Raw genomic sequence first — 23,952 nt, 5'->3', positions numbered from 1 at the left:
TAAACGGATTAACAAAAAAGATGGTTTTGGTATAGCCTGACAGGGAAAAACAACAAGAAGGCGCAACATGGATTACGCAATACTCGAATCGTGGCTGGAATTTGCCGTGCGCTGGGTGCATGTGATCACCGGCATCGCCTGGATCGGCTCGTCCTTTTATTTCATTGCGCTTGATCTGGGCCTGCGCAAATCCAATGACCGGCGCAAGGATGTGCATGGCGAGGAATGGCAGGTCCACGGTGGCGGCTTTTACCACGTCCAGAAATATCTGGTTGCGCCCGACCGTTTGCCCGAACACCTGATCTGGTTCAAATGGGAAAGCTATTCGACATGGCTGTCCGGTTTCACCATGCTGATCCTTGTCTATTACATGGGCGCTGAACTGTATCTGGTCGATCCCAATGTGATGGACATACCCATATGGCAGGCGATCCTGATTTCGCTGGCGTCCCTTGCCTTTGGCTGGATCATTTACGACCTGATCTGTAAAAGCAAATTCGGCGATAATAACACCCGCTTGATGGTGCTGCTGTATATCATCCTTGTGGCGATGGCCTGGGGTTATACGCAGGTGTTCACCGGCCGCGCGGCGTTGCTGCATCTGGGGGCCTTCACCGCCTCGATCATGACGGGGAATGTGTTTTTTATCATCATGCCGAACCAGCGTGTGGTGGTAGCCGATCTGCGGGCCGGTCGCACGCCCGATCCGAAATACGGCAAGATCGCCAAGCAGCGTTCGACCCACAACAATTACCTGACTCTGCCGGTGATTTTCCTGATGTTGTCGAACCACTACCCGCTGGCGTTTGCCTCGCAATACAACTGGTTGATCGCCTCGCTGGTGTTCCTGATGGGCGTGACGATCCGGCATTATTTCAACACCCGCCACGCAAACAAGGGCAACCCAGTCTGGACATGGGGGGCCACTGTTGTGCTGTTTCTGGTGATCATCTGGCTGTCCAGTCTGACCGCGCCAACCGCTGAAACCGATAACGCGGCAATGAATCCCGCGATTCAGAAATTTGTTCAGGCCGAGGGGTTTCAGGACGCTTACGACATCGTGTCGGGCAATTGCACCATGTGCCACGCGGATCAGCCCAGCTATGACGGCATCGCCTTTGCGCCCAAGGGCGTGCATCTGGAAACCGAAGCCCAAGTGGCCTTTGCGGCCAAGCGGATTTACCTGCAGGCCGGCGTGACCCACGCCATGCCGCCGCCCAGTGCGTCTTATCTGGAGCCCGAGGACCGCGCGGTTCTGGTGGCGTGGTATCGCAACGCCACCGGCGGCTGAATGAAAACGGGTTGCAGTTCTGAGATGTTATACTATATCATGTGATAGCATAACAAAAGGACGTTGCCCATGCCTGCCCCTGTTGCTTTTCACACCCATGACCACAGCCATTGTGCCGGTGATGTGATGACCTTTGCCGATACACGCGCCCGCGAGGGGGGTCTGCGTCTGACACCGGTGCGCCGCCGAGCGCTGGAAATCCTGCTGGAAAACCACCGTGCGATGGGGGCCTATGACGTGCTGGAACGGCTGGCGGCGGACGGGTTTGGCGATCAGCCGCCGGTGGCCTACCGCGCGCTGGATTTTCTGGTGGAGAACGGACTGGCCCATCGCATCCGCCGCCTGAACGCCTATGCCGCCTGTATGCACCCCGAAACCGACCACGCACCACTGTTCATGATCTGCCGCAGTTGCGATGCCATGGCCGAAGCCCCCGCGCCAAATGTGCGCGGCGCGGTGCGTGCAGTGGCAGATGCGGCAGGGTTCGCGGTTGAACGGGTGAATGTCGAAGTTCTGGGCCTGTGCCCAAATTGTCGGGAGGGCGCGGTATGAGCCTGATCACAGCCAAAGATGTTACTCTGAAATATGGCGCCACGCCCATTCTGGAGCATGTGGATTTCAGCATCGAGCCGGGCGAGATCGTGACGGTGATCGGCCCGAACGGCTCGGGCAAATCCACCCTGTTGCGCGCCCTGATCGGGGCCAAACAACCGGCCACAGGGCAGATCATGCGCAAAGCGGGCCTGCGGGTCGGCTATGTGCCACAGCGACTGATGGTCGAGGGCCATATGCCGCTGACCGTGCGCCGCTTCCTGTCACTGCCCGCGCGCCATTCCGATGCCGAGGCAAGCGAGATGCTGGAACGCGTTGGCGTGGCCGGTTTTGGTGATCGGCAATTGGCCGATCTGTCGGGCGGGCAATTCCAGCGGGCTTTGCTGGCGCGCGCGCTGTTGGGCAATCCCGAAATCCTGATGTTGGACGAGCCAACGCAGGGGCTGGACCAACCGGGGATCGCATCATTCTACCAACTGCTTGAGGATGTGCGCCAAAGCATGGGTTGCGCGGTGCTGCTGGTCAGCCACGATCTGCATGTGGTGATGAGCACCTCGGACATGGTGATTTGCCTGAACGGGCATATCTGCTGTCAGGGCACCCCGAATGTGGTGTCCGAGGCCCCCGAATACCGCGCCCTGTTTGGCGCAGGCACGCATGGCACGATGGCCCTGTATCAGCATGCCCATGCCGGGGAATGTGACCACGACCACAGCGGAGGGCACGATCATGGATAATCTGTGGATGCCAATATTGGCGGCAACCGGTCTGGCACTGGCCACGGGGCCGCTGGGGTCTTTTGTGATCTGGCGACGGATGGCCTATTTCGGGGATGCAACGGCGCACGCCAGTATTCTGGGCGTGGCGTTGGCAATCGGGTTTTCGCTGCCGCTGTATCTAGCGGTTTTCGTGGTGGCGCTGGTGATGGCGCTGGTGGTCAGCGCGCTGTTCGGGCGCGGGCATACGATGGATTCCACGCTGGGCGTGATGGCCTATGGCGGGTTGTCGCTGGGGCTGGTGGCTATTTCGTTGACGGATCAGCCCGATCTGGAACTCCATGATTTCCTGTTCGGGGACATCATGGCGGTAACCGGCGGTGATGTTGCCGTAATTTGGGGCGGTGCCCTGGCGGTGGTGGCCGGTCTGGTCTGGCGTTGGTCGCCGCTGTTGACGGCCACCCTGAACGAGGATCTGGCGGTGGCCTCGGGTCTGAACCCCAAGCGCGAACAACTGGTGCTGACGCTGGCCTTGGCAGTGGTCGTGGCGGCAGGGATCAAGGTGGTCGGCGCGTTGCTGATCGGGGCGATGTTGCTGATACCGGCGGCAGCGGCCCGCGGATTTGTGCGCACCCCCGAGGGTATGGCGCTGGTGGCTGTGCTGGTCGGTGTGCTGGCGGGCAGCGGCGGGATATTGGCTGCGGTGCAATGGGGGATACCGGCAGGACCGGGGATTGTGGTGGCCGCCGTTTTGGGTTTTGCAGGAAGTGTAATATTCGGGCGTGCTCATCAAGCCTGACGGCTTTCTTCGCAAAAAGCGAGAAGCGCCCGCAAGGGAGCGCCGAGCGTTTGACGGGCTGGCGATTTTGTTTTCGCCAGCCCGTAGATTTTAGCGTTTGTCGTAATAGAGGCCCACAACATGTTCGGCCTCGGCAAATAACAACCAGCGTTGTGTCAGGATGCCAATAATGTGCGAAACCAGTGCAGTGATTTGCAGATCGAACAATCGACCGGAAAGGCCTGCCAGCAGCAGCGGCAACAGATACCCCATCAGCAAGGCAATCAGGCGCAGCTTCAGAATATGTTTACGCGCCACAATATGCACCATTTCGTTCAGCAGATAGTTGGTGCCGGTGTGTGGTGGCTCATACAGGCGCACCTTGCCGATGGTGCCAAGGCCGGTTGCCGTTTCCAGCGTATGGCCACGGGCGGCAAAGCGTTGATCACCCGCAATCCAGACATAAAGCTGCACCACAAGGGCCAGTGTCAGAAAGATCAGCGTGCCCAATGTATCACCGGCAAGGATCGCGCCGCCCCCCAGTGCCAGCAGGATAAACAGCGCCGAAGTGGACCAGTGGTTCCAGCGCGGCACGGTTTTCAACTGTGCATACATCATCGAGGTGGTGTAGACCGTGACAAGCGCCATGATCGCGCCCAGCCAGCCCAAGGGGGGCATCCGGATATTCAGGAATATATTGGCGGCTGCGAAAATGCCCATCACCGACAGGGTGCCAACGGCCATCCATGCCTCGCGCGACAGCCAACTGGTGCGCCATTGGGTGAACGCCTTGATCGCGTTCTTTGGATTGCCAAGGTGGAAGGTCGAGGCAATCAGCCCGCCCACCGCCAGCAGATAGGCGATAAAGAAGTAAGGGAAAGCCGCCCAGCCCTGCGGGTTGGGAATGGCGATGCCCAGCCAGGCCAGAAAGCCAAAGCCAAGGCCGGAAAAGACGGTGAAAAAGATTACGGATGGTGCGGGATGCATCTTACAGGGCCTCCAGTGCTTTATCGAGCCAACCGAGAAAGCCCTTGGGCGTATCGGCAACGGGTTTCATGGCCGGTGCAGAGGCATCTACATCTTCCAGCGTATCCTTGGGGCGCGGCGGCAGGTATTTGTTGACCGGTTTGGTGCCTTGTTCTGGCATCAGGTCAATCCCGCCGCGTTCCGCGACCAGTTTGGAAACATTACTGTCCGGGTCCGCGAAATCACCAAAGTGCCGCGCGCCGGCAGGGCAGGTGCGCACGCAGGACGGGATGCGGTCCACTTCGGGCAGGTTTTCGTTGTAGATGCGGTCGATGCACAGGGTGCATTTCTTCATCACACCTGCCAGTTGGTCCAGTTCGCGTGCGCCATATGGGCAGGCCCATGCGCACAAACCGCAACCAATGCAGTCGTCTTCGTTCACCAGAACGATGCCGTCCTCGACCCGCTTATAGCTGGCGCCGGTGGGGCAAACGGTGACGCAGGGCGCGTCCTCGCAATGCAGGCATGATTTGGGAAAGTGGATGGTTTGCGAACAGCCGCCGGTATCGGGCTGGACCTCGAAACTGTGCACGCGGTTCAGGAAGGTGCCGTGCGGGTCAGACCCGTAGGCATCGACATCCGATAGCGGTGCGCCATAGTTTTCAGTGTTCCAGCCCTTGCAGGAAATCACGCAGGCATGACAGCCCACGCAAGTGTCCAGATCAATCACAAGGCCCAGTTTTTTGTCGGTAGATTGTGGTAGCTGTGTCATTTGCCCACCTTCCATGCCAGATTTTTCGGCCCTTTGCCAACGGGGGATTTTATCGGCGGGAAGTTTGGCTGCACTTCATCCGGCGGTGCGACCTTTTCGATTTTCACCTTCAGGTCGAACCACGCGGCCTGTCCTGTGACGGGATCGGAATTGTTCCAGCGTAACCCGTCGCCTTTGCTGGGCAGCAGTTCGTGGATAATGTGATTCAGCAGGAACCCTTTGGTCGCCTCGGGCGCGCCTTCGTCCAGCGCCCATGTGCCCTTGCGTTTGCCAATGGCGTTCCATGTCCAGACAGTGTTGTCGTTCAGGCCTGCCTGATGGGACACCGGCACGGTGATAGACCCGTGTGGCGAGGAAACTTTGGCCCAGTCGCCATCCTTGAACCCTTGCGCCTCCCAGATTTTGGTCGGGACATACAGCGGGTTAAGGCCGTGCAACTGGCGCAGCCATGCGTTTTGCGTGCCCCAGCTGTGATACATCGCCATTGGCCGCTGGGTCAGGGCGGTGACGGTATATTCGCCGCCCGCCTCGTTTTCCTCGACATTCGGAGAATACCAGACCGGCAGCGGGTCCATGGATACCTTTAGCTGTTCGCGCAGGTGTTCGGGCGGCTGATGTTCGCCAATCCCTTCGGCGGCGCGCTGGAATTTGCGCAGCGGTTCCGAATAGATCGAGAACAGATAGGGTTGTTCATGGTCGAACAGACCCACCTCGACCGCCCATTTCTGATAGGCGGCATTCCACGGTTTGAAATAAGACGCATCCTCGGGGATGTGCGATTCAAAGAACCCGCCGTTGTCGATATAGGCCTGCAACTGGTTCGGGTTCGGCTCACCACGGCCAACCCCTTTGCCATCTTTGCCACGAAAACCCGCCAGCGGACCGACGCCGGGGCGGCGCTGGTGGTTGACGATGTAATCGGCGTAGTCCTTGTAGACCGCATCGCCGTTTTCGTCGACAAAACCGGGCAGGCCAAGGCGCACGCCCAGATCAATCAGCACGGACTGGAAGCCACGCACATCACGGTCAGGCTCGATCACCGGCCAGCGGATGCTGTCGGCCATCGCATCGGCCTCGCAGATCGGGCGATCCAGCAGGCTGATACAGTCGTGCCGCTCAAGGTATGTGGTGTCGGGCAGGATCAGGTCGGCATAGGCGACCATTTCGGAGGAATAGGCATCGGAATAGATGATCCGCGGGATCACATATTCGCCATCCTCGTCTTTGTCGGTCAGCATATCCATCACGCCAGAAGCGTTCATCGAGGAATTCCACGACATGTTTGCCATGAACATGAACAGTGTGTCGATTTTATAGGGGTCACCCGCATGGGCGTTGGAAATCACCATATGCATCAACCCGTGGGCCGACAGCGGGTTTTCCCATGTGAACGCCTTGTCGATACGAACCGCGGTGCCGTCTTCTTTCAGGCCCAGATCCTCGGGCCCTTGCGGATAGCCCAGATGCGGGCCGTTCAGCGGCTTACCGGGGGTGACGCCGAAATGGGGTTTCGGGTGGCCTTCGACGGGTTTCGGGTAGGGCGGTTTAAAGCGGAAGCCACCCGGTGCCTCGACACTTCCAAGGATGATTTGCAGCATGTGCAACGCGCGGGCGGTCTGGAAACCGTTTGCATGGGCCGAAATACCGCGCATCGAGTGGAACGCGACGGGGCGCCCCTGCATCGTCTTGTGTTTGTCACCGCGAAAATCGGTCCATGGGATGTCCAGTTCAAACGCTTCATCAAATGCCGCGTGGGCGATGTCGGCGGCGATGGCGCGGATGCGACCGGCGGAAATTCCGCAACGTTCGGCCACGGCATCGGGGGTGTATTCGTCGGACAGATATTTTTCCGCCATCAACTGGAATACAGTGCGGTAGGGGGTTTTGCCAACCTTATGCGTGGCAGCCAGATCGGGCTTTACGCCCTTTTTGTCAAACGCGGCCAGCTTGCCGGTTTTGCGGTCGATCACCTGCATCTTGCCGGATTTGTTGCGCAGGAACAGGCCGTAGTCGTCCGATTTCGGATCGTCATTGACCAGCACCGGCGAATTGGTGAATTGCGCCAGATAATTCAGATCAACCTTGCCTGCCTTCAGCAGTTCATGCACCAGCGCAAGGATGAACAGACCATCAGTCCCCGGTGTGATGCCGACCCATTCGTCCGCCACCGCGTTATAGCCCGAGCGGATCGGGTTCACGCCATAAATTTTGCCGCCATTCGCCTTTAGCCGCCCAATGCCCATCTTGATCGGGTTTGAATCGTGGTCTTCGGCAACGCCGAAAATCATGAACAGTTTGGCGCGGTCCCAGTCGGGTTGACCGAATTCCCAGAACGCACCGCCCATGGTGTAGATGCCGCCAGCGGCCATGTTGACCGAGCAGAACCCGCCGTGGGCCGCATAGTTCGGGGTGCCATAGGCCTGCGCCCACATGCCGGTAAAACTTTGGGATTGGTCGCGGCCGGTGAAAAACGCCAGCTTTTCCGGCGCGGTTTCGCGCAGCGGCTTCATCCAGTCGGTGGCGATCGTCAACGCCTCTTCCCAGCTGATATCCTTGAATTCGCCCGACCCGCGCGGGCCGACCCGCAGCATCGGATTTTTCAGACGCGAAGGCGCGTTGACCTGCATGATGCCGGAGGAGCCTTTGGCGCAGAGAACACCCTTGTTCACCGGGTGGTCGCGGTTGCCTTCGATATAGGCGACCTTACCGTCCTTCATATGCACGTTGATGCCGCAGCGGCAGGCGCACATATAGCACGTCGTTTTGCGGATTTCGTCCGAGACCTTTGGCGATGTCTCAATCGCAGGCTGATGATGCGTCATGCGCGTCCCTGTTGTTTGTGGGCCGGATTCGGCTCCGGTGTTATTCCAGCCGGTTTACAAAATCCGCGCCTAACATGCAATAATTTGTATGTATTGATACGAATGTTGCGGATTCATCGTTCCTTTATCGGCACATAAGGGCGCATTTCGGGGCCGTTATACAGGGTCAGGGGCCGGATCAGGATATTGCTGCGCCGTTGCTCAAGGCATTGAATCACCCAGCCGGGCACGCGCCCGATGGCGAAAATTGGCACATAAAGGTCCATCGGAATACCATGCAACTGGTAAATCACGCCGGAATAGAAATCGACATTCACGTTCAGGCCGTGGCGCGCATAGGGGTGCATTGCGTCAACCACCGCTTGCAGGATGTCATACCACTCCGGTTGCCCCATTTCCTGTGACAGCTTTTTCACCCCGTCGCGCATGTGGCGCGCGCGCGGGTCTTCGGCGCGGTAAACGCGGTGGCCAAAGCCGGTGACGGGCTCGCGGTTTTTGCGCTTGGCTTTGACGTAAGCGGCGGCGTTATCAGCGCTGCCGATTTCGGCCACCATTTTCATCACGTCCTCGGCCGCCCCGCCGTGGGCCGGACCGGCAAGGGTAGACAGGGCGGTCACGATGGCGCCGTGCAGGTTGGCATCGGTGCCGATGGTCACCCGCGCGGCAAAGCTGGAGGCATTGGAGCCATGTTCGGCGTGCAGGATGAAATCGACATCGGCCAGACGGGCGGCGTCCGCGCTGGGCTTTTCCCCCTTTAGCATCCACAGCCAGTTGGCGGCGTGACCAAGGGCGGGATCGGGCGCGACCGGCGTGCGTCCGTTACGGATGGCGTGATGGGCGGCGACGATCATCGGCACCTGCGCGGTCAGGTTGATGCCGTTGCGGATGAAGCCTTCCTCGGAAATGTCGCTGCTGCCCTCGTCCAGCGCCGCAAGGGCCGAGGTGGCGGTGCGCAGCACGTCCATGGGGTGCCCGCCCTTGATCTGTTCGATCACGGTGTAGATTTCATCGGGCAGGTGGCGGGCCGCTTTCAGGCGGGCATCGAAATCGGCCAATTCGGTTTCATTGGGCAATTCACCGTGGATCAGCAGATAGGCGACTTCCTCGAAAGTGGACCGGGTGGCCAGATCGTGGATCGAATATCCGCAGTAGGACAGCTCGCCCTTTGCGCCGTCGATGTGGCTGCTGGCGGAGCGTTCGAAATAGATGCCTTTCAGGCCGCGATTGATCTTGACGGTATCGCTCATATCGGTGTCCTTTCATGGGGAATAGAAGGAGTGGCAAAAATGCCGGTATTGGAAAATGCATATGCTGTGGCGAAGGCGCGGAACCTGCGGGTGGTATTCCCCGAGGCGGGGAAAGATGTGCGGATTGACGAGGCGGCGGTGCGGTTGCAGGCCGAAGGGTTGGCCGTGCCGGTGGCCCTGGCGGAACCGGACGCGGCGCAACTGGCGGCCCTGCTGGCCACGCGTCCGATGAAAGAGGCATTGGCGAGGCGGATGTTGCAAAAGCCGCTGATCCGCGCGGCGGCGATGGTGGCGGCGGGGCAGGCCGATGTGATGATTGCGGGTGCCATCAGCCCGACGCGGCGGGTGATCGAAGCGGCAAGCATCGCGATTGGCATGGCCGAAGGGGTGAAGGTGCCCTCGTCGTTTTTCCTGATGGCGTTTCCCGACGGGCGCGAGTTGGTGTTTGCCGATTGCGCGGTGAATGTGGCGCCGGATGCGGCGGCGCTGGCCGATATTGCGCGGGCTTCGGCGATGTCGGGGGCGGCGTTGCTGGGCAAGGCGCGGGTGGCGATGTTGTCGTTTTCCTCCGGCACATCGGGAAGTGGTGCATCGGTGGATATGGTGCGCGAGGCGGCTAAACTGGCGGGGGTGATCGGCCCCGTGCAGGCAGACGCCGCGCTGAATGCGGTGATTGCTGCGGCCAAGGGGGTGGAAGGCGGGGATGCCAATGTACTGATTTTTCCGTCGCTGGATGCGGGGAACATTGCGTATAAACTGGCGCAGGAACTGGCAGGTGCGCAGGCGGTTGGGCCGTTTTTGCAGGGGTTTGCCAAACCCGTTTGCGATCTGTCGCGCGGGGCGAGCGTGGAGGATATTGTTGCGGCCACAGCGGTGACGGCGGCCTTGTGAAACGGAGGCCCCTTGCGGGGCCGCTTTATATCTCGGGCCCCTGTGGGCCCTCGGGATGCCTGCGGCGCGGATATTTTTGGAACGGTAATGATGTTATGTTCCGATCAGGGTTAAGGCGTCTTTGGCGATCATGCGTTCCTCTTGGGCGGGGATGATCCAGACGGGGATTTTCGAGGTGTCGGCGTGAAGCTGGCAAGCGTTGCGGTGGTTGGCGTCGGGGTTGGTTTTGATGCCGATCCATTCCAGACCGCGCAGGATGCGGGCGCGCACGCCGATGGCGTTTTCACCGATGCCACCGGTAAAGGCGATGGCGTCCAGTCCTTCCATTGCGGCGATCAGGGATCCGGCGTGGCGCAGGCTCCAGTAGCAGAAATGTTCAACCGCGAAATCGCTGTCGGCCGAGGCGTCAAGCATCAGGTTGCGCATATCGGATTTGCCGCCAGACAGGCCCAGCAAGCCACTTTCGTTATTCAGGATGGATTTGACGCGGGTCACGCCGTGGTCCTCGACCAGTTTCAGCACCGCGTTGGCGTCGATGCCGCCCGCGCGGGTGCCCATGGTCAGCCCGTCCAGCGGGGAATAGCCCATGGTGGTGGCGATGGACTGGCCGTTCTTGATGGCGCACAGGCTGGCCCCGTTGCCCAGATGAAAGGCCAGCAGGCGCGAGGGCAGTTTGCTGTTGGTGAGGGGGGGCAGGTTCTGCACAAGGCTGGCGTAGGAAAGCCCGTGAAAGCCGTAGCGGCGGATGCCTTGTGTTTCTAGCGTTTTGGGGATGGCATAGCGGGTGGCAACCGGCGGGTTGGTGGCATGAAAAGCGGTGTCGAAACTGACGTATTGTGGCAGGTTTGGCGCGATGTCCTGCAAGGCGATGATGGCGGCCAGATTATGCGGGTTATGCAGGGGCGCCAGCGGGGTGCAACTGGAAATTTCGCGCAATGTATCGGGGGTGATACGCTGTGGCGTGGTCAGCTTTGCGCCGCCATGCACCACGCGGTGGGCTGCGGCGCGCAGCGTGTCGGGGGTGATGCCGCGTTTTTCCAGCGCTGCCAGAATTTTGGCAAGGGCTGTGTGGTGGTCCGGCATTGCAGGAGTTAAGGGTTGCCCGTCGATTGTCAGGCTGGCATGGCCGCCGATTTCAGCGGCCATGCCGGATAGTTTTTCGTTCAATTGCCCGTCAAACAGGGCAAATTTGATCGAGGAGGACCCGGCGTTCAGAACGAGGATATCGCGAGGTTCCTCCGGCATGGTTACGCCGGTTTTTGCGGGCGCATGTCCGCGGCCGAGATGCCAGCGACTTCGACTGGGGTTGTCATCGCGTCACGGCGGAACGGTTCGCCCATTTCCTGATTCAGCATCACCTCGATAAAGGTGGTTTTACCGTTTGCCTGATCCTTGACGGCTTTGGCCAATGCATCGGTCAATTCCTGCATGGTGGTCACGGCCACACCGTTTACACCACACGCCTGCGCGATGCCGGCGTAAGAGACGTTGTAGTCAAGTTCAGTGCCGACGAAATTGTCGTGATACCACAGGGTCGTGTTGCGCTTTTCGGCGCCCCATTGGTAGTTGCGGAAAATCACCATGGTGATGGCAGGCCATTCATCGCGCCCGCAAGCCGTCATTTCGTTCATCGAGATGCCGAACGCACCATCACCGGCAAAGCCGACAACCGGTGTGTCGGGGCGTCCGATTTTGGCGCCTAGGATTGCGGGCAGAGAATAGCCGCAAGGGCCGAACAGGCCGGGGGCAAGGTATTTGCGCCCGTTTTCAAACGTCGGGTAGGCATTGCCGATGGCGCAGACATTGCCGATGTCAGACGAAATGATCGCCTCTTTGGGCAAGGACGCTTGAATGGCGCGCCATGCCTGACGGGGCGACATGGCATCGGGTTTGGCGGCGCGGGCGCGTTCATTCCAGTCGATACCTTCGTCGCTGTCGTCTTCGTGATCCATCGAGGTCAGGCTTTGGGCCCATGCGGATTTGGTTTGCGCGATCAGGTCAACGCGTTCCTTGCGGCCGATGTCACCGGCGGTATCGGCCAATTGCGCAAGGATTTGTTCGGCCACCTGTTTGGCGTCACCGGCAATGCCCACAGTCACGGGTTTGGTCAGGCCGATGCGATCAGGGTTCATATCGACCTGAATGATTTTCGCATCAGTCGGCCAATAGTCGATGCCGTAACCGGGCAGGGTGGAGAACGGGTTCAGGCGGGTGCCAAGGGCCAGCACCACGTCGGCCTTGGCGATCAGCTCCATCGCCGCGCGGGAACCGTTATAGCCCAGCGGGCCAGCAAACAGCGGGTGGGATCCGGGGAAGGCATCGTTGTGCTGGTAGCCGCAGCAAACCGGTGCATCCAGCTTTTCGGCCAGCGCCTGGCTGGCGGGAATGGCGCCGCCGATCACTACGCCCGCGCCGTTCAGGATCACGGGGAATTTGGCGTTTGACAGCAGGTCAGCCGCCTGCGCGATGGCGTCTGCGCCACCGGCGGGGCGTTCAAATTCGACGATCTGCGGCAGGGTGATGTCGATCACCTGTGTCCAGTAATCACGCGGGATGTTGATCTGGCACGGCGCAGACAGGCGCTTGGCCTTGGTGATCACGCGGTTCAACACTTCGGCCATGCGGGACGGATCGCGGACCTCTTCCTGATAGGCGACGCAATCGGAAAACATTCGCATTTGCTCGACTTCCTGAAAACCGCCCTGACCCATGGTTTTATTGGCCGCCTGCGGGGTGATCAGCAGCATCGGTGTGTGGTTCCAGTAGGCGGTTTTCACAGGGGTGACGAGGTTGGCAATGCCGGGGCCGTTCTGGGCAATTGCAATAGCCATTTTGCCAGAGGCGCGGGCAAAGCCGTCGGCCATCATGCCGGCGGTATATTCGTGGGCGCAGTCCCAGAATGTGATTCCCGCCTTGGGGAACAGATCGGAAATCGGCATGAATGCCGAGCCGATAATGCCGAAAGCGGTGTCGATTCCGTGCATTTGCAGCGTTTTTACAAAGGCTTCTTCTGTGGTCATTTTCATCGGCTTGATCCCTATATTTTGTGAAAGAAGGCAGGACGTTCCCATGCCGTTATAGCAGGCATAGGAGGTCATGCAGACAGGGAATAGGGCCAGATTTAAAATCGCTTTAAGGCCAGTTTGAAATTGCTGAAATTCACCCGATTAAAGAAAACTGTTGGCTTTATGGTGTGGTAGTGTCGCGAGTTTGGTGGAAATTCGAGGACGGCGTAATCTCCGGGTGCATCGAAGCCACCCAACCGGCGGCTGGAACCGCCAAGGAGATCACGCCATGACAAAGAATACAGCAACATCGACATCCGCGCTACTGGCCAATGAAGCAGGCTATGACCCGATTGAAGACCGGCTGCGCCAGAACATCCGCGCGACGATCGAGGCGGTTTTCGAAGAGGAGCTGGAGCAGTTTCTGGGCCGTTGCCGGTATGGCCGCAGCGGCGGGGCAAAGGCCGGATACCGCCACGGGCATCGCGAGCGGCAACTGGTCGGAACATTTGGAACCGAAACGGTGCGCGTGCCGCGTGCGCGGATCACAGGCGAGGCCGGCAAGGCCAGAGAATGGCGCTCGAAGGCATTGCCCCGCTACCAGCGGCTGACGAAGAAGGCCGAGGCGCTGATCGCTGCTGTCTACCTTTCGGGCACCAACACACGGCGGGTAAAACGCGCCCTGTTCGGCCTGTTTCAGGGGGCGGTCAGCAAGGATGTGGTGAGCCGCGCCTGGCGCAAGGTGAAGGTGGACTGGCAGGCGTGGTGCGCCCGCAGCCTTGCGGATGAAGACATCGTGCGGCTGATCCTGGACGGCACCGTGATCAAAACGCGGATTGACAGGAAGGCCACCAATATCTCGGTTCTGGCCGCGATTGGCGTGCGCCGGGATGGGCAGAAGGTCTTGTTATCACTGATGAACATGGGCGGCGAAAGCACCTCCGCCTGGCGTCAGTTCATCAACGATCTGGATGCGCGCGGGTTGAAACGGCCCGAATTTGTCATCGTGGACGGGGCACCGGGACTTGAGGTCGCTCTCATTGCCCTCTGGGGTGAAGATCTGCCGATCCAGAGGTGCACGGTGCACAAGCACCGCAACCTTCTGGCCAAGGCACCCAAGCGTATGCATGATGAGTTGACAGAAGATTACCGCGACATGATCTACGCCAAAACACCCGAGGAAATCGCCACCCGCCGCAAGGCATTTCTGCGAAAATGGCGGCTGAAATGCAAGGCCGTCGCTGACAGCTTGGAAGAAGCAGGAGATAAGCTTTTCACCTTCACGCGTCTGCCACAAGGCCAGTGGAAATCGGCCAGAACGACAAATGCGATCGAACGCCTGAACGAGGAATTCCGCCGCCGCATCAAGACCCAGACCGTGCTGCCATGCGCCGAGACCGTGCCGATGCTGCTTTGGGCTCTGATGGCCTCGGGGCAGATCGTCATGCGAAAGGTCGATGGCTGGGAAACGCTCGCTCAGCCCGTCGCCGACGCAACCCTTGACCAAGCCGCCTGACCGGCGCATAACTCAACCCGCTCGGAGGTGCCTGAAATCAATTTCCACCACTTTCGAGACACAACCTGCGGCATAGTTTCAATATCCTGCGACGCTAGAATTTCCTTCCAGACTTCGCTGGGGGACTGTGTGCGCTCATATTCGCCTTCCGCTTTGTCGACCGTTACATTATCCGAAACAGTCGCCTCGGGTCCCTCATCGGATACAGCAGCAATTTTCGAAACAACATTCAAAATATCTTCGGCCCCTGCCTCTTTTTCCTGAATTTCCTCGTCGGCTTCAGGTTCCAGAATTGTATCATCACTCTGAAGGTCATCACCCATTTTGCTCATCTGGTCCAGAAACAAACGCGCGTCTTCTTCTACATTGTCGGCCTGATCTTCTGGGTGATCATCTGTTTTCGCTTGGTTTTCGGTATCATCAACATGGTCTTCCGGTTCATCATGTTGGTCACCGGTTTCTTGCAATTCATTGATAGGTGTGCCCGTTTCAACTATTGCGTTTGCTTGTTCTTCGGCATTATCCGCAGAATTCTCTTCAGGATTGACATCCTCGATATTTTGCAGATCTTCCTCGACCTCAAGCGGCTCTTCAATAGCTCCGGCTTCCGGTTCATCGGACGCCGGCGATTCCACTTCTTCTACAGATGAAACTTCATCGATTTTTTCCAGCACCATCGGCTTGTCGGCCTCGGCCGGAATGTCATCCGCTTCCCGATCAACTGCAGTTTCGTCCTCAACCTCAACAACCGGGCCCAAGGCACTGCTCCGCAGATTTGCAGCATCCTTTGCATCCAGACGCGCCTTGTGCCGTTCTGGATCGTTCGGCCGGATACGGGTCGGCCGAAGAATCGAAACATTGTCGCGACCCGTACCAACAGGCCCTCCAGTAGACCGGTAACGCTCCAATTCTTTCTCGCGTTTTTGGTTTATCTTCGCGATTATACCATCAAGGCTTTTCATAAAAGCATCGCCGCCACTTCTGACCCACAGGTTGTTTTGATCATCTCCTTGGCGGGCACGCAGGGCCAGGGTCAATGAAATGAAACAATGCGAGCCAAATAAATCACTGGTTTCACGCTGCAGACGGCGATTGATTTTATCCAGATCCTCGCGTGAAACGATCTTGTCCGCACGGGTCACCAATAGCAGGCTGTTTTCGCGCAACCGTTCTGGCAGGGCTTCCCACTGGCTACGTTCGCTTTCGCGCCATGCTTGACCGGCGTGGGTGCACCACAGAACCGAGTTGGCATAACCAATGGTGTTGATCCAGCTATCGGTTGGAATATTCGGATCAGAAATACCGGGAGTATCGATCAGATCGCATTTTTCCAGCTGTTCGGAGATCGCGTAAATGCGGATATATCGCGCTTCCTTGACGGGAACCGATGACAGATCATCGATCGCCACATCGTGGTGGTCGCCATTGCGATCGACCCAGAAAGGTGACTTGTCCCCATACCGCAACCATACGGGCGGCAGCCGGGTGGCGGTAACCTGCGTTGGTAATATTGACTGACCAACCAGCATGTTCAACAAAGTTGACTTACCCGAACTGAATTCCCCCATCAGAGCAATGACCGGCTTGCGGCTGGCCCAGCGTGAAAGCCGGTCCATTTCTCTCGCGGTCACGGAACGAATGGCTTCATCTCGACTAGGTACGTTCATCTTTTATGCTCTCCATATCACCAGCGCGATTGATTACGCTGCGAATTTCTCGATTGCGGCAAGCGCATCTTCCAATGCGATCTGGACTGATTTGTCGCTTGTCTTGTTCACCAGAAGTAACGGCTCTTTACCCCGGTTTTCCGAAATAATAACCAAGGTATCACGCTGTTCCTGAACGAAATCGTGTAACCTGCGCTGCACCTCGTCCAACACTTCCGTAATCTGGGATCCTTCCAGTTCTTGCACCAAAGACGCAACTTCGGCCTGTATCAGCGAAGAATAATCCTTTGCAAATGCCTCAAATCCTTTGCGCTTTTGCCACCAGCGGCGCCACCAGTTGCTGTTCAGGTCCAGCGCAATGGTGCGGGCCAGAACAACCGGCGGCGGGGCTGTCGGAACGGCAGGTGCTTCGATTTTGAACCCGTCAATTTCAACACCGACAGCGCGGTAATAGATATCCTCGATTGATGTTGCAGTATCGGCATAGAGGGTTGCCGCCTGTTTCTTCAATGTCGCGGCGAACTGGACATAGGCCGACCGGAACAACAGGCGCAGGCCCGTCGCATCATACTGCCAGGTATCCTGCTCCCCGAACCGGTCCAGATGCGCAATCAGCGCATCTGTGGCCCGGCGAACAAAACTGCTCTGGGCACGATCCAGACGTGCATGCAAGTTATTACGCAATGTATCCACTATTTTCTGCAGATTGGCCGCACTGTCCTTTGACAGTTCTTCCAGCGCCTGCTTAACCTCATCGGTTTCCAACAGAACAACTTCGCCACTGTCATGCAGTTGATGTACGGCGCTTTTCTCGGCTTTAATCTCATTATAGGGAACCTCTGTAAATTCCCGTTTTCGCCTTCTTCGCGGCGGGGTGGACGGTTTTTCGCCTGTCCCGCCTGATTGCTTCGGATCATAAACCCATTTTCACCGGTTTCAAGCCGGTTTTGGGTATTTCAGGCACACCTCACCCCATGAACCCTTATCCCGGCGCCGCCAGGCCGCATTCGAACTGGACGAAGCGCTTCATGTTGTAGACCAGGTTCATCATCCCGATGCGAAATCGCGCCCGCTTCAGGCCGATGGAGCGGATCAGCTTGCCGCCCATGGAGCGCTCCTGAAAAGCGAATACATGCTCGACCCGGACCCGCACTTTCGAGCGCCTCCGGTTGGCCTTTTGCTGGCGCTCGCCAAGCGGCTTGCCGCGCCTGCCCTTGTGATGGATATGGCTGTGAAGCCCCCGCTCTTCCAGCTCGCTTTCGATCTTTTGCGAGCGATAGGCGCTGTCGGCCCACAGGTCCGATGAGGTGTTGCTCGCATCAATCAGACCGGCAAGCGCCTGGCTGTCATGCACGGCGGCATCGGTGACATCATAAGCGCGGATGAATTTGTGCCGCCGGTCGACATTGATGTGGTTCTTGTAGCCGTAATAGCTCTTGCCGTGCTTCTTCGTCCAGCGCGCATCCACGTCCTTCTGGCGCTTCTTGTGGGGTTTTTCCTCCCACTCTTCAGGCGTTTCGCCCGCCTTGATTTTCTCGTTCTCGTCCCTTTTGTTGTGCTGGCGCGGCGCCGGAACGATGCTCGCATCAACAATCTGCCCGCCCATCGCCAGATAGCCCTTTTCGCGCAGAAAGGCATCGAACTTGTCAAACAGCTCCTTCATCTTCCCGGCCCCGGCCAGCCTTTCACGGTAGGCCCAGATGGTCTTGGCGTCAGGTACGCTGTCTTCAATGCCAAGGCCGAGAAACCGCATGAACGACAGGCGGTCGCGGATCTGATACTCGATCTGATCGTCAGAGAGGTTGTAGAGCTGCTGCAAAACCATCGTCTTGAATATCAGCACCTCATCCCAAGGCGGGCGGCCAGCGTTGGATTTGCGCTGTTCGGGCGGCGTGCGCCATATGGCCTTCAGCTCGTCCCGGTAATCCTCGAACGGCACCATGTCGTTGAGCAACACCAGCGGATCACCAGATTTGTCCAGTCCCGCGTATCGGCTGGAAAGATCAAAAAATCCCATCTGACCCATGACAAAACCCCGTCGGTCGAATCATTTTCATCCTGATGACGATTCTACCCCGTCAGGCCGGATTTTGGGGGATTTTTAGAGGTTCCCTATAGATATTCGAGAGTTGCGATCCCATGCTGTCCACCAGACGCTTGCCTGATCCTTCAAGGACACGCTTGTAAACAGCTTCCATCAACGCAGGAATCCCCGACAGGATCCATGTGTGATCATTAGAATCCTCTGCATCCACTTCTGGTCGGGCAGATGCGTAATTCAACAGGGCATTCTGGCTGTCTTCGCTCAGCGCATCCAGATCACCGGACAGGGCTGCTTCTGCCCACTTGGCGCTACCAAAAACAATTTCGCTGTCTTCCGACACCGAGAATGTTTTTAGTGTTTCACGAATATTTTCGCGGATTTCGGCAATTTGCTCGCTCGGATTCTCCAATTCGTCGATCCGGTTCACAAACAGGATAACCTGCCGTTTTTCAAAGTTCGACATCATCCGGATCAAAGCCATATCCGTCGTGTTCAGGGCTTGGTGTGCCGATAAAACGACCAGACAGATTTCCGACCCACGCAGGCTTCTCAATGTGGCCTGTTCCCGCACCATAAATGTATCATTCACACCGGGTGTGTCGCGGAACCGCATCGAAATTGGAAACTGCGGGATTTCCACCGCCAGTTCGGCCGACTTGGTAATATCCGCAAACCGCCCCCGCTTGTTGCCTGGATCCAGATCTTCGTCGTCAGGATCGCCAACGCAAACATAACGCTGGATCAATTCGTTGTCGTAATATCCATACTTATGGGATTTCCCCAACAACAACTCAAAACTGCTGCCCAGACGGGCCTCGGTTTTGTCGCGCATTTCTACGATTTGTTGCAGTACTTTTTCAGATTCTTCGGTGGCACCGGCGCGTCCAGCCATCTCGCCCAGTCGCCCGCCGGTTGATACCAGATTATCCCATTCACTGCGGTTGAAGAACGTAAACCGCGCCTTGTGGTTTCCATCGACCGATTTCCGGTTAACCTGCAATTCAGTAACAACCGATGTCCAGGGATTTACATCCGATGGCAGCAGTCCTGGGATGCCCACCATGGCATTGACCAATGCAGTCTTACCCGCCTTTACCTGACCAATCAGTGTGATGCTGGGGGCAAAGCTGTCAATCTTGCGTATAAGGCCTGCCCCGCGTTTGGATATGCGCTCGTCAGAGTCATCAGCCAGACACTTTGCAGCAACCCGCACCTCATCAAGTGCATTGATGAACCCGGATAATGGTTGTGTCTCGAAAGTGGTGGAAATTGATTTCAGGCACCTCCGAGCGGGTTGAGTTATGCGCCGGTCAGGCGGCTTGGTCAAGGGTTGCGTCGGCGACGGGCTGAGCGAGCGTTTCCCAGCCATCGACCTTTCGCATGACGATCTGCCCCGAGGCCATCAGAGCCCAAAGCAGCATCGGCACGGTCTCGGCGCATGGCAGCACGGTCTGGGTCTTGATGCGGCGGCGGAATTCCTCGTTCAGGCGTTCGATCGCATTTGTCGTTCTGGCCGATTTCCACTGGCCTTGTGGCAGACGCGTGAAGGTGAAAAGCTTATCTCCTGCTTCTTCCAAGCTGTCAGCGACGGCCTTGCATTTCAGCCGCCATTTTCGCAGAAATGCCTTGCGGCGGGTGGCGATTTCCTCGGGTGTTTTGGCGTAGATCATGTCGCGGTAATCTTCTGTCAACTCATCATGCATACGCTTGGGTGCCTTGGCCAGAAGGTTGCGGTGCTTGTGCACCGTGCACCTCTGGATCGGCAGATCTTCACCCCAGAGGGCAATGAGAGCGACCTCAAGTCCCGGTGCCCCGTCCACGATGACAAATTCGGGCCGTTTCAACCCGCGCGCATCCAGATCGTTGATGAACTGACGCCAGGCGGAGGTGCTTTCGCCGCCCATGTTCATCAGTGATAACAAGACCTTCTGCCCATCCCGGCGCACGCCAATCGCGGCCAGAACCGAGATATTGGTGGCCTTCCTGTCAATCCGCGTTTTGATCACGGTGCCGTCCAGGATCAGCCGCACGATGTCTTCATCCGCAAGGCTGCGGGCGCACCACGCCTGCCAGTCCACCTTCACCTTGCGCCAGGCGCGGCTCACCACATCCTTGCTGACCGCCCCCTGAAACAGGCCGAACAGGGCGCGTTTTACCCGCCGTGTGTTGGTGCCCGAAAGGTAGACAGCAGCGATCAGCGCCTCGGCCTTCTTCGTCAGCCGCTGGTAGCGGGGCAATGCCTTCGAGCGCCATTCTCTGGCCTTGCCGGCCTCGCCTGTGATCCGCGCACGCGGCACGCGCACCGTTTCGGTTCCAAATGTTCCGACCAGTTGCCGCTCGCGATGCCCGTGGCGGTATCCGGCCTTTGCCCCGCCGCTGCGGCCATACCGGCAACGGCCCAGAAACTGCTCCAGCTCCTCTTCGAAAACCGCCTCGATCGTCGCGCGGATGTTCTGGCGCAGCCGGTCTTCAATCGGGTCATAGCCTGCTTCATTGGCCAGTAGCGCGGATGTCGATGTTGCTGTATTCTTTGTCATGGCGTGATCTCCTTGGCGGTTCCAGCCGCCGGTTGGGTGGCTTCGATGCACCCGGAGATTACGCCGTCCTCGAATTTCCACCAAACTCGCGACACTACCCGGATAATACTTCTGCTCTCATCTTTAGAAGATGATTGTTTTTTACGCCTGCTTGAGAATCCATTACTTTTCCCACCAATTTAAATCCTTCGCTATTCAGACGAATGTGCCCGAACCAGAAACAATGTCTATTATAAGGGAACCTCTAAAAATCCCCCAAAATCCGGCCTGACGGGGTAGAATCGTCATCAGGATGAAAATGATTCGACCGACGGGGTTTTGTCATGGGTCAGATGGGATTTTTTGATCTTTCCAGCCGATACGCGGGACTGGACAAATCTGGTGATCCGCTGGTGTTGCTCAACGACATGGTGCCGTTCGAGGATTACCGGGACGAGCTGAAGGCCATATGGCGCACGCCGCCCGAACAGCGCAAATCCAACGCTGGCCGCCCGCCTTGGGATGAGGTGCTGATATTCAAGACGATGGTTTTGCAGCAGCTCTACAACCTCTCTGACGATCAGATCGAGTATCAGATCCGCGACCGCCTGTCGTTCATGCGGTTTCTCGGCCTTGGCATTGAAGACAGCGTACCTGACGCCAAGACCATCTGGGCCTACCGTGAAAGGCTGGCCGGGGCCGGGAAGATGAAGGAGCTGTTTGACAAGTTCGATGCCTTTCTGCGCGAAAAGGGCTATCTGGCGATGGGCGGGCAGATTGTTGATGCGAGCATCGTTCCGGCGCCGCGCCAGCACAACAAAAGGGACGAGAACGAGAAAATCAAGGCGGGCGAAACGCCTGAAGAGTGGGAGGAAAAACCCCACAAGAAGCGCCAGAAGGACGTGGATGCGCGCTGGACGAAGAAGCACGGCAAGAGCTATTACGGCTACAAGAACCACATCAATGTCGACCGGCGGCACAAATTCATCCGCGCTTATGATGTCACCGATGCCGCCGTGCATGACAGCCAGGCGCTTGCCGGTCTGATTGATGCGAGCAACACCTCATCGGACCTGTGGGCCGACAGCGCCTATCGCTCGCAAAAGATCGAAAGCGAGCTGGAAGAGCGGGGGCTTCACAGCCATATCCATCACAAGGGCAGGCGCGGCAAGCCGCTTGGCGAGCGCCAGCAAAAGGCCAACCGGAGGCGCTCGAAAGTGCGGGTCCGGGTCGAGCATGTATTCGCTTTTCAGGAGCGCTCCATGGGCGGCAAGCTGATCCGCTCCATCGGCCTGAAGCGGGCGCGATTTCGCATCGGGATGATGAACCTGGTCTACAACATGAAGCGCTTCGTCCAGTTCGAATGCGGCCTGGCGGCGCCGGGATAAGGGTTCATGGGGTGAGGTGTGCCTGAAATACCCAAAACCGGCTTGAAACCGGTGAAAATGGGTTTATGATCCGAAGCAATCAGGCGGGACAGGCGAAAAACCGTCCACCCCGCCGCGAAGAAGGCGAAAACGGGAATTTACAGAGGTTCCCATAAGTTTGTTAAAAACATGGCGAAACAGCGTCGCGGTGATGGATTCAAAAATTCTGGAAGGTGATCAAAATATTCCGAATACCTATAAGGCCTCAGGTATTAACACAAAACCGACCACAATGTTTTTCTATTATTTTCATGCACTTATACATCTATCAACCATCAAGATACCAGCTTAAACAGGCTTCGCAGCTTACCGCGACTGTGCCCATTTCAACATGTGCCGCGATTACCACAATCGCCAGTTCACTGCCTTGAATGGCATCCCCCAATCTATTCAACGGTAAAAGTTGGCCACCCTTGTTCGGTGATTCTTTCCGATTCTTTTCAAACAGTTAATCAACGGGGGTTTTTGCTTTAAATCCTTCGAATGTAATCATATCAGCGATCATCCTGGCTTCGGCCTCTGCCTCGACACTTCGGATTGTCCAGCAATTGATATGTGCCCCTTTGGCCTTCAGTTCAGCCACCCGCGGGTTTTGTAAATCATCATAACGATGGCTGATAAAACAAGCGCCGACCTTATCATAATCGGGAATGGCACGCAGCCGGGCGCGGGTCTTCTCGTTCAGCAATGGCCAATGTTCCGCAGGGTATGAGCAACTGACAAGCCCGCGCGGGGTTTGAGGGGATGCTTTGGCCAGTTCGGCAACCGAATAGGAATTGAAACTCATCACAGCGACGGGCCCGTTATATTCCAACAAAGCCTTGGCCACCGAATTTTCCAACGGTCCGATATCCGGCCCCATCGCCCCGTCCTGATCCTTTAATTCAATCAGAAGCGGTGTGCGCCCCTCAACCAGAGCCAGGATATCAGGCAAAGTCGGAATCGTTTCATCCATGCCTTTCAGCGGTATATCCACCAATTCATCGCGGGTGCGGGTACGGATTGCCCCGCGTTCATTTGTCAAACGGGACAATTCGTAATCATGGAACACCATCGCATGCCCGTCTTTGGACAATTGCACGTCCATTTCAATGCCATAACCGGCCTCAATCGCCGCATCAAATGCCTTTCGGGAATTTTCCAGAATTCCGGCAGTGGCATCATGATATCCGCGGTGGGCCAGCGGGCGCTGGAAAAATCTGTCGGAAAGCATTGTCATCTGATCTGGAAAATGCCTTCGATTTCAACCGCAACACCCAGCGGCAAGGCTGGTGCACTTACGGCTGCGCGTGCGTGACGCCCTGCATCACCAAATAGTTCGACCAGAAAATCCGAGGCGCCATTCACCACTTGCGGCTGCTGGGTAAAATCGGGGGTCGAATTCACAAACCCGCCCAGCTTCACCACCCGCACCAGCCGTGACAGATCACCACCACAGGCGGCATTCAGTTGCGCCACAAGGCCCAGCGCACAGGTTTTCGCAGCGGCAGCACCGGCCTCAATATCCATGTCATCGCCCAGTTTACCCAATATCAGCCCATCCGGCCCGTTCGAAATTTGCCCAGACACAAACACCAGATCCCCGACAATCACATAAGGCACATAATTTGCGGCGGGTGCAGGGGCGTCAGGCAGGGTAACGCCCAGCTCTTTCAGGCGGGCTTCGTAATCATGGCTCATCTGGCATCTCCGTTGGATCAGAATTTGATCAGACGCTAACCGTGATTGCCCCGCAGGAAAAC

20 protein-coding genes are annotated in these 23,952 nt (G+C 57.7%); 7 read left to right on the top strand and 13 right to left on the bottom strand.

What is annotated here, in order from left to right:
* The first annotated feature begins 67 nt into the window (after window positions 1–67).
* The 4 genes from ACQY4M_RS19620 to ACQY4M_RS19605 all read left to right on the top strand — a co-directional run bounded on the left by ACQY4M_RS19620 (window position 68) and on the right by ACQY4M_RS19605 (window position 3,358).
* The gene (locus tag ACQY4M_RS19620; RefSeq protein WP_428547694.1) at window positions 68–1,291 is read left to right on the top strand and encodes a urate hydroxylase PuuD; all 1,224 of its coding nucleotides are present in this window, start codon (window positions 68–70) and stop codon (window positions 1,289–1,291) included.
* A 69-nt stretch (window positions 1,292–1,360) separates the two neighbouring features.
* The gene (locus tag ACQY4M_RS19615) at window positions 1,361–1,843 is read left to right on the top strand and encodes a Fur family transcriptional regulator (RefSeq protein WP_428547691.1); all 483 of its coding nucleotides are present in this window, start codon (window positions 1,361–1,363) and stop codon (window positions 1,841–1,843) included.
* Window positions 1,840–2,580: a metal ABC transporter ATP-binding protein gene (locus ACQY4M_RS19610; RefSeq protein ID WP_428547688.1), complete on the top strand. Its 741-nt coding sequence runs from the start codon at window positions 1,840–1,842 to the stop codon at window positions 2,578–2,580. Before ACQY4M_RS19615 ends, ACQY4M_RS19610 begins: the two co-directional genes overlap by 4 nt.
* A gap of 7 nt (window positions 2,581–2,587) precedes the next feature.
* On the top strand, window positions 2,588–3,358 hold the full coding sequence (locus ACQY4M_RS19605; RefSeq protein WP_428547685.1) for a metal ABC transporter permease: 771 nt from the start codon (window positions 2,588–2,590) through the stop codon (window positions 3,356–3,358).
* A gap of 90 nt (window positions 3,359–3,448) precedes the next feature.
* Here ACQY4M_RS19605 and ACQY4M_RS19600 read toward each other — a convergent pair whose 3' ends face one another.
* The 4 genes from ACQY4M_RS19600 to ACQY4M_RS19585 form a co-directional block, all read right to left on the bottom strand.
* Window positions 3,449–4,324, bottom strand: coding sequence for a dimethyl sulfoxide reductase anchor subunit family protein (locus ACQY4M_RS19600; RefSeq protein WP_428547682.1), 876 nt, complete (start codon window positions 4,322–4,324; stop codon window positions 3,449–3,451).
* Between the two features lies 1 nt (window position 4,325).
* Window positions 4,326–5,075: a 4Fe-4S dicluster domain-containing protein gene (locus ACQY4M_RS19595; protein WP_428547679.1), complete on the bottom strand. Its 750-nt coding sequence runs from the start codon at window positions 5,073–5,075 to the stop codon at window positions 4,326–4,328.
* Window positions 5,072–7,897, bottom strand: a complete 2,826-nt coding sequence (locus ACQY4M_RS19590; RefSeq protein WP_428547676.1) for a molybdopterin oxidoreductase family protein — start codon at window positions 7,895–7,897, stop codon at window positions 5,072–5,074. Before ACQY4M_RS19590 ends, ACQY4M_RS19595 begins: the two co-directional genes overlap by 4 nt.
* A 113-nt stretch (window positions 7,898–8,010) precedes the next feature.
* Entirely contained in the window at window positions 8,011–9,144 is a 1,134-nt protein-coding gene (locus ACQY4M_RS19585; protein WP_428547673.1) for a citrate/2-methylcitrate synthase, read from the bottom strand.
* A 39-nt stretch (window positions 9,145–9,183) separates the two neighbouring features.
* Here ACQY4M_RS19585 and ACQY4M_RS19580 point away from each other — a divergent pair, with 39 nt between their 5' ends.
* Window positions 9,184–10,035, top strand: a complete 852-nt coding sequence (locus ACQY4M_RS19580) for a phosphate acyltransferase (RefSeq protein WP_428547670.1) — start codon at window positions 9,184–9,186, stop codon at window positions 10,033–10,035.
* Between the two features lie 93 nt (window positions 10,036–10,128).
* Here ACQY4M_RS19580 and ACQY4M_RS19575 read toward each other — a convergent pair whose 3' ends face one another.
* Window positions 10,129–11,280, bottom strand: coding sequence for an acetate/propionate family kinase (locus tag ACQY4M_RS19575; RefSeq protein ID WP_428547667.1), 1,152 nt, complete (start codon window positions 11,278–11,280; stop codon window positions 10,129–10,131).
* Window positions 11,281–11,282: 2 nt separating this feature from the next.
* Window positions 11,283–13,061, bottom strand: coding sequence for a sulfoacetaldehyde acetyltransferase (gene xsc, locus ACQY4M_RS19570; protein WP_428547664.1), 1,779 nt, complete (start codon window positions 13,059–13,061; stop codon window positions 11,283–11,285).
* A gap of 268 nt (window positions 13,062–13,329) precedes the next feature.
* Between xsc and ACQY4M_RS19565 the strand changes: the two genes are divergently transcribed.
* Window positions 13,330–14,556: an IS256 family transposase gene (locus ACQY4M_RS19565; RefSeq protein ID WP_428539582.1), complete on the top strand. Its 1,227-nt coding sequence runs from the start codon at window positions 13,330–13,332 to the stop codon at window positions 14,554–14,556.
* Here the strand turns inward: ACQY4M_RS19565 and ACQY4M_RS19560 are convergent.
* From ACQY4M_RS19560 to ACQY4M_RS19540, 5 genes are all read right to left on the bottom strand, one after another.
* Window positions 14,517–16,223, bottom strand: coding sequence for a dynamin family protein (locus tag ACQY4M_RS19560; protein ID WP_428547661.1), 1,707 nt, complete (start codon window positions 16,221–16,223; stop codon window positions 14,517–14,519). The two genes, ACQY4M_RS19565 and ACQY4M_RS19560, sit on opposite strands and share 40 nt — an antisense overlap.
* 33 nt (window positions 16,224–16,256) lie before the next feature.
* A complete protein-coding gene (locus ACQY4M_RS19555) occupies window positions 16,257–16,988 on the bottom strand; it encodes a hypothetical protein (protein ID WP_428547658.1) in 732 nt (243 codons plus the stop codon).
* Window positions 16,989–17,205: 217 nt separating this feature from the next.
* A complete protein-coding gene (locus ACQY4M_RS19550; RefSeq protein ID WP_428539227.1) occupies window positions 17,206–18,249 on the bottom strand; it encodes an IS5 family transposase in 1,044 nt (347 codons plus the stop codon).
* 52 nt (window positions 18,250–18,301) lie between these two features.
* Window positions 18,302–19,636, bottom strand: a complete 1,335-nt coding sequence (locus tag ACQY4M_RS19545) for a dynamin family protein (protein ID WP_428547655.1) — start codon at window positions 19,634–19,636, stop codon at window positions 18,302–18,304.
* A complete protein-coding gene (locus ACQY4M_RS19540; RefSeq protein WP_428539582.1) occupies window positions 19,578–20,804 on the bottom strand; it encodes an IS256 family transposase in 1,227 nt (408 codons plus the stop codon). The genes ACQY4M_RS19545 and ACQY4M_RS19540 overlap by 59 nt, the downstream gene beginning before the upstream one ends.
* A gap of 323 nt (window positions 20,805–21,127) precedes the next feature.
* On the opposite strand from ACQY4M_RS19540, the gene ACQY4M_RS19535 reads away from it, so the two are divergent.
* The gene (locus ACQY4M_RS19535; RefSeq protein WP_428539227.1) at window positions 21,128–22,171 is read left to right on the top strand and encodes an IS5 family transposase; all 1,044 of its coding nucleotides are present in this window, start codon (window positions 21,128–21,130) and stop codon (window positions 22,169–22,171) included.
* Between the two features lie 487 nt (window positions 22,172–22,658).
* Here the strand turns inward: ACQY4M_RS19535 and ACQY4M_RS19530 are convergent, their stop codons facing one another.
* Together ACQY4M_RS19530 and ACQY4M_RS19525 are read right to left on the bottom strand one after the other, a co-directional pair.
* Complete coding sequence (locus tag ACQY4M_RS19530) at window positions 22,659–23,429, bottom strand: glycerophosphodiester phosphodiesterase family protein (protein WP_428547652.1); 771 nt, start codon at window positions 23,427–23,429, stop codon at window positions 22,659–22,661.
* A complete protein-coding gene (locus ACQY4M_RS19525) occupies window positions 23,426–23,890 on the bottom strand; it encodes a RidA family protein (protein WP_428547649.1) in 465 nt (154 codons plus the stop codon). Before ACQY4M_RS19525 ends, ACQY4M_RS19530 begins: the two co-directional genes overlap by 4 nt.
* Window positions 23,891–23,952 lie beyond the last annotated feature (62 nt).

Origin of the sequence: Profundibacter sp. (assembly GCF_965277155.1) — a bacterium.
GTDB lineage: Bacteria > Pseudomonadota > Alphaproteobacteria > Rhodobacterales > Rhodobacteraceae > Profundibacter.
The sequence above is the reverse complement of the archived record's forward strand: the minus strand, read 5'-3'. Positions and strand labels throughout refer to the sequence as shown.

Excerpts from the sequence above, each read along its gene's own strand:
- ACQY4M_RS19620 (WP_428547694.1), top strand. The coding sequence starts at position 68 with ATGGATTACGCAATACTCGAATCGTGGCTGGAATTTGCCGTGCGCTGG.
- ACQY4M_RS19615 (WP_428547691.1), top strand. The coding sequence starts at position 1,361 with ATGCCTGCCCCTGTTGCTTTTCACACCCATGACCACAGCCATTGTGCC.
- ACQY4M_RS19610 (WP_428547688.1), top strand. The coding sequence starts at position 1,840 with ATGAGCCTGATCACAGCCAAAGATGTTACTCTGAAATATGGCGCCACG.
- ACQY4M_RS19605 (WP_428547685.1), top strand. The coding sequence starts at position 2,588 with ATGCCAATATTGGCGGCAACCGGTCTGGCACTGGCCACGGGGCCGCTG.
- ACQY4M_RS19600 (WP_428547682.1), bottom strand. The coding sequence starts at position 4,324 with ATGCATCCCGCACCATCCGTAATCTTTTTCACCGTCTTTTCCGGCCTT.
- ACQY4M_RS19595 (WP_428547679.1), bottom strand. The coding sequence starts at position 5,075 with ATGACACAGCTACCACAATCTACCGACAAAAAACTGGGCCTTGTGATT.
- ACQY4M_RS19590 (WP_428547676.1), bottom strand. The coding sequence starts at position 7,897 with ATGACGCATCATCAGCCTGCGATTGAGACATCGCCAAAGGTCTCGGAC.
- ACQY4M_RS19585 (WP_428547673.1), bottom strand. The coding sequence starts at position 9,144 with ATGAGCGATACCGTCAAGATCAATCGCGGCCTGAAAGGCATCTATTTC.
- ACQY4M_RS19580 (WP_428547670.1), top strand. The coding sequence starts at position 9,184 with ATGCCGGTATTGGAAAATGCATATGCTGTGGCGAAGGCGCGGAACCTG.
- ACQY4M_RS19575 (WP_428547667.1), bottom strand. The coding sequence starts at position 11,280 with ATGCCGGAGGAACCTCGCGATATCCTCGTTCTGAACGCCGGGTCCTCC.
- xsc (WP_428547664.1), bottom strand. The coding sequence starts at position 13,061 with ATGAAAATGACCACAGAAGAAGCCTTTGTAAAAACGCTGCAAATGCAC.
- ACQY4M_RS19565 (WP_428539582.1), top strand. The coding sequence starts at position 13,330 with ATGACAAAGAATACAGCAACATCGACATCCGCGCTACTGGCCAATGAA.
- ACQY4M_RS19560 (WP_428547661.1), bottom strand. The coding sequence starts at position 16,223 with ATGAACGTACCTAGTCGAGATGAAGCCATTCGTTCCGTGACCGCGAGA.
- ACQY4M_RS19550 (WP_428539227.1), bottom strand. The coding sequence starts at position 18,249 with ATGGGTCAGATGGGATTTTTTGATCTTTCCAGCCGATACGCGGGACTG.
- ACQY4M_RS19545 (WP_428547655.1), bottom strand. The coding sequence starts at position 19,636 with ATGGCTGGGAAACGCTCGCTCAGCCCGTCGCCGACGCAACCCTTGACC.
- ACQY4M_RS19540 (WP_428539582.1), bottom strand. The coding sequence starts at position 20,804 with ATGACAAAGAATACAGCAACATCGACATCCGCGCTACTGGCCAATGAA.
- ACQY4M_RS19535 (WP_428539227.1), top strand. The coding sequence starts at position 21,128 with ATGGGTCAGATGGGATTTTTTGATCTTTCCAGCCGATACGCGGGACTG.
- ACQY4M_RS19530 (WP_428547652.1), bottom strand. The coding sequence starts at position 23,429 with ATGACAATGCTTTCCGACAGATTTTTCCAGCGCCCGCTGGCCCACCGC.
- ACQY4M_RS19525 (WP_428547649.1), bottom strand. The coding sequence starts at position 23,890 with ATGAGCCATGATTACGAAGCCCGCCTGAAAGAGCTGGGCGTTACCCTG.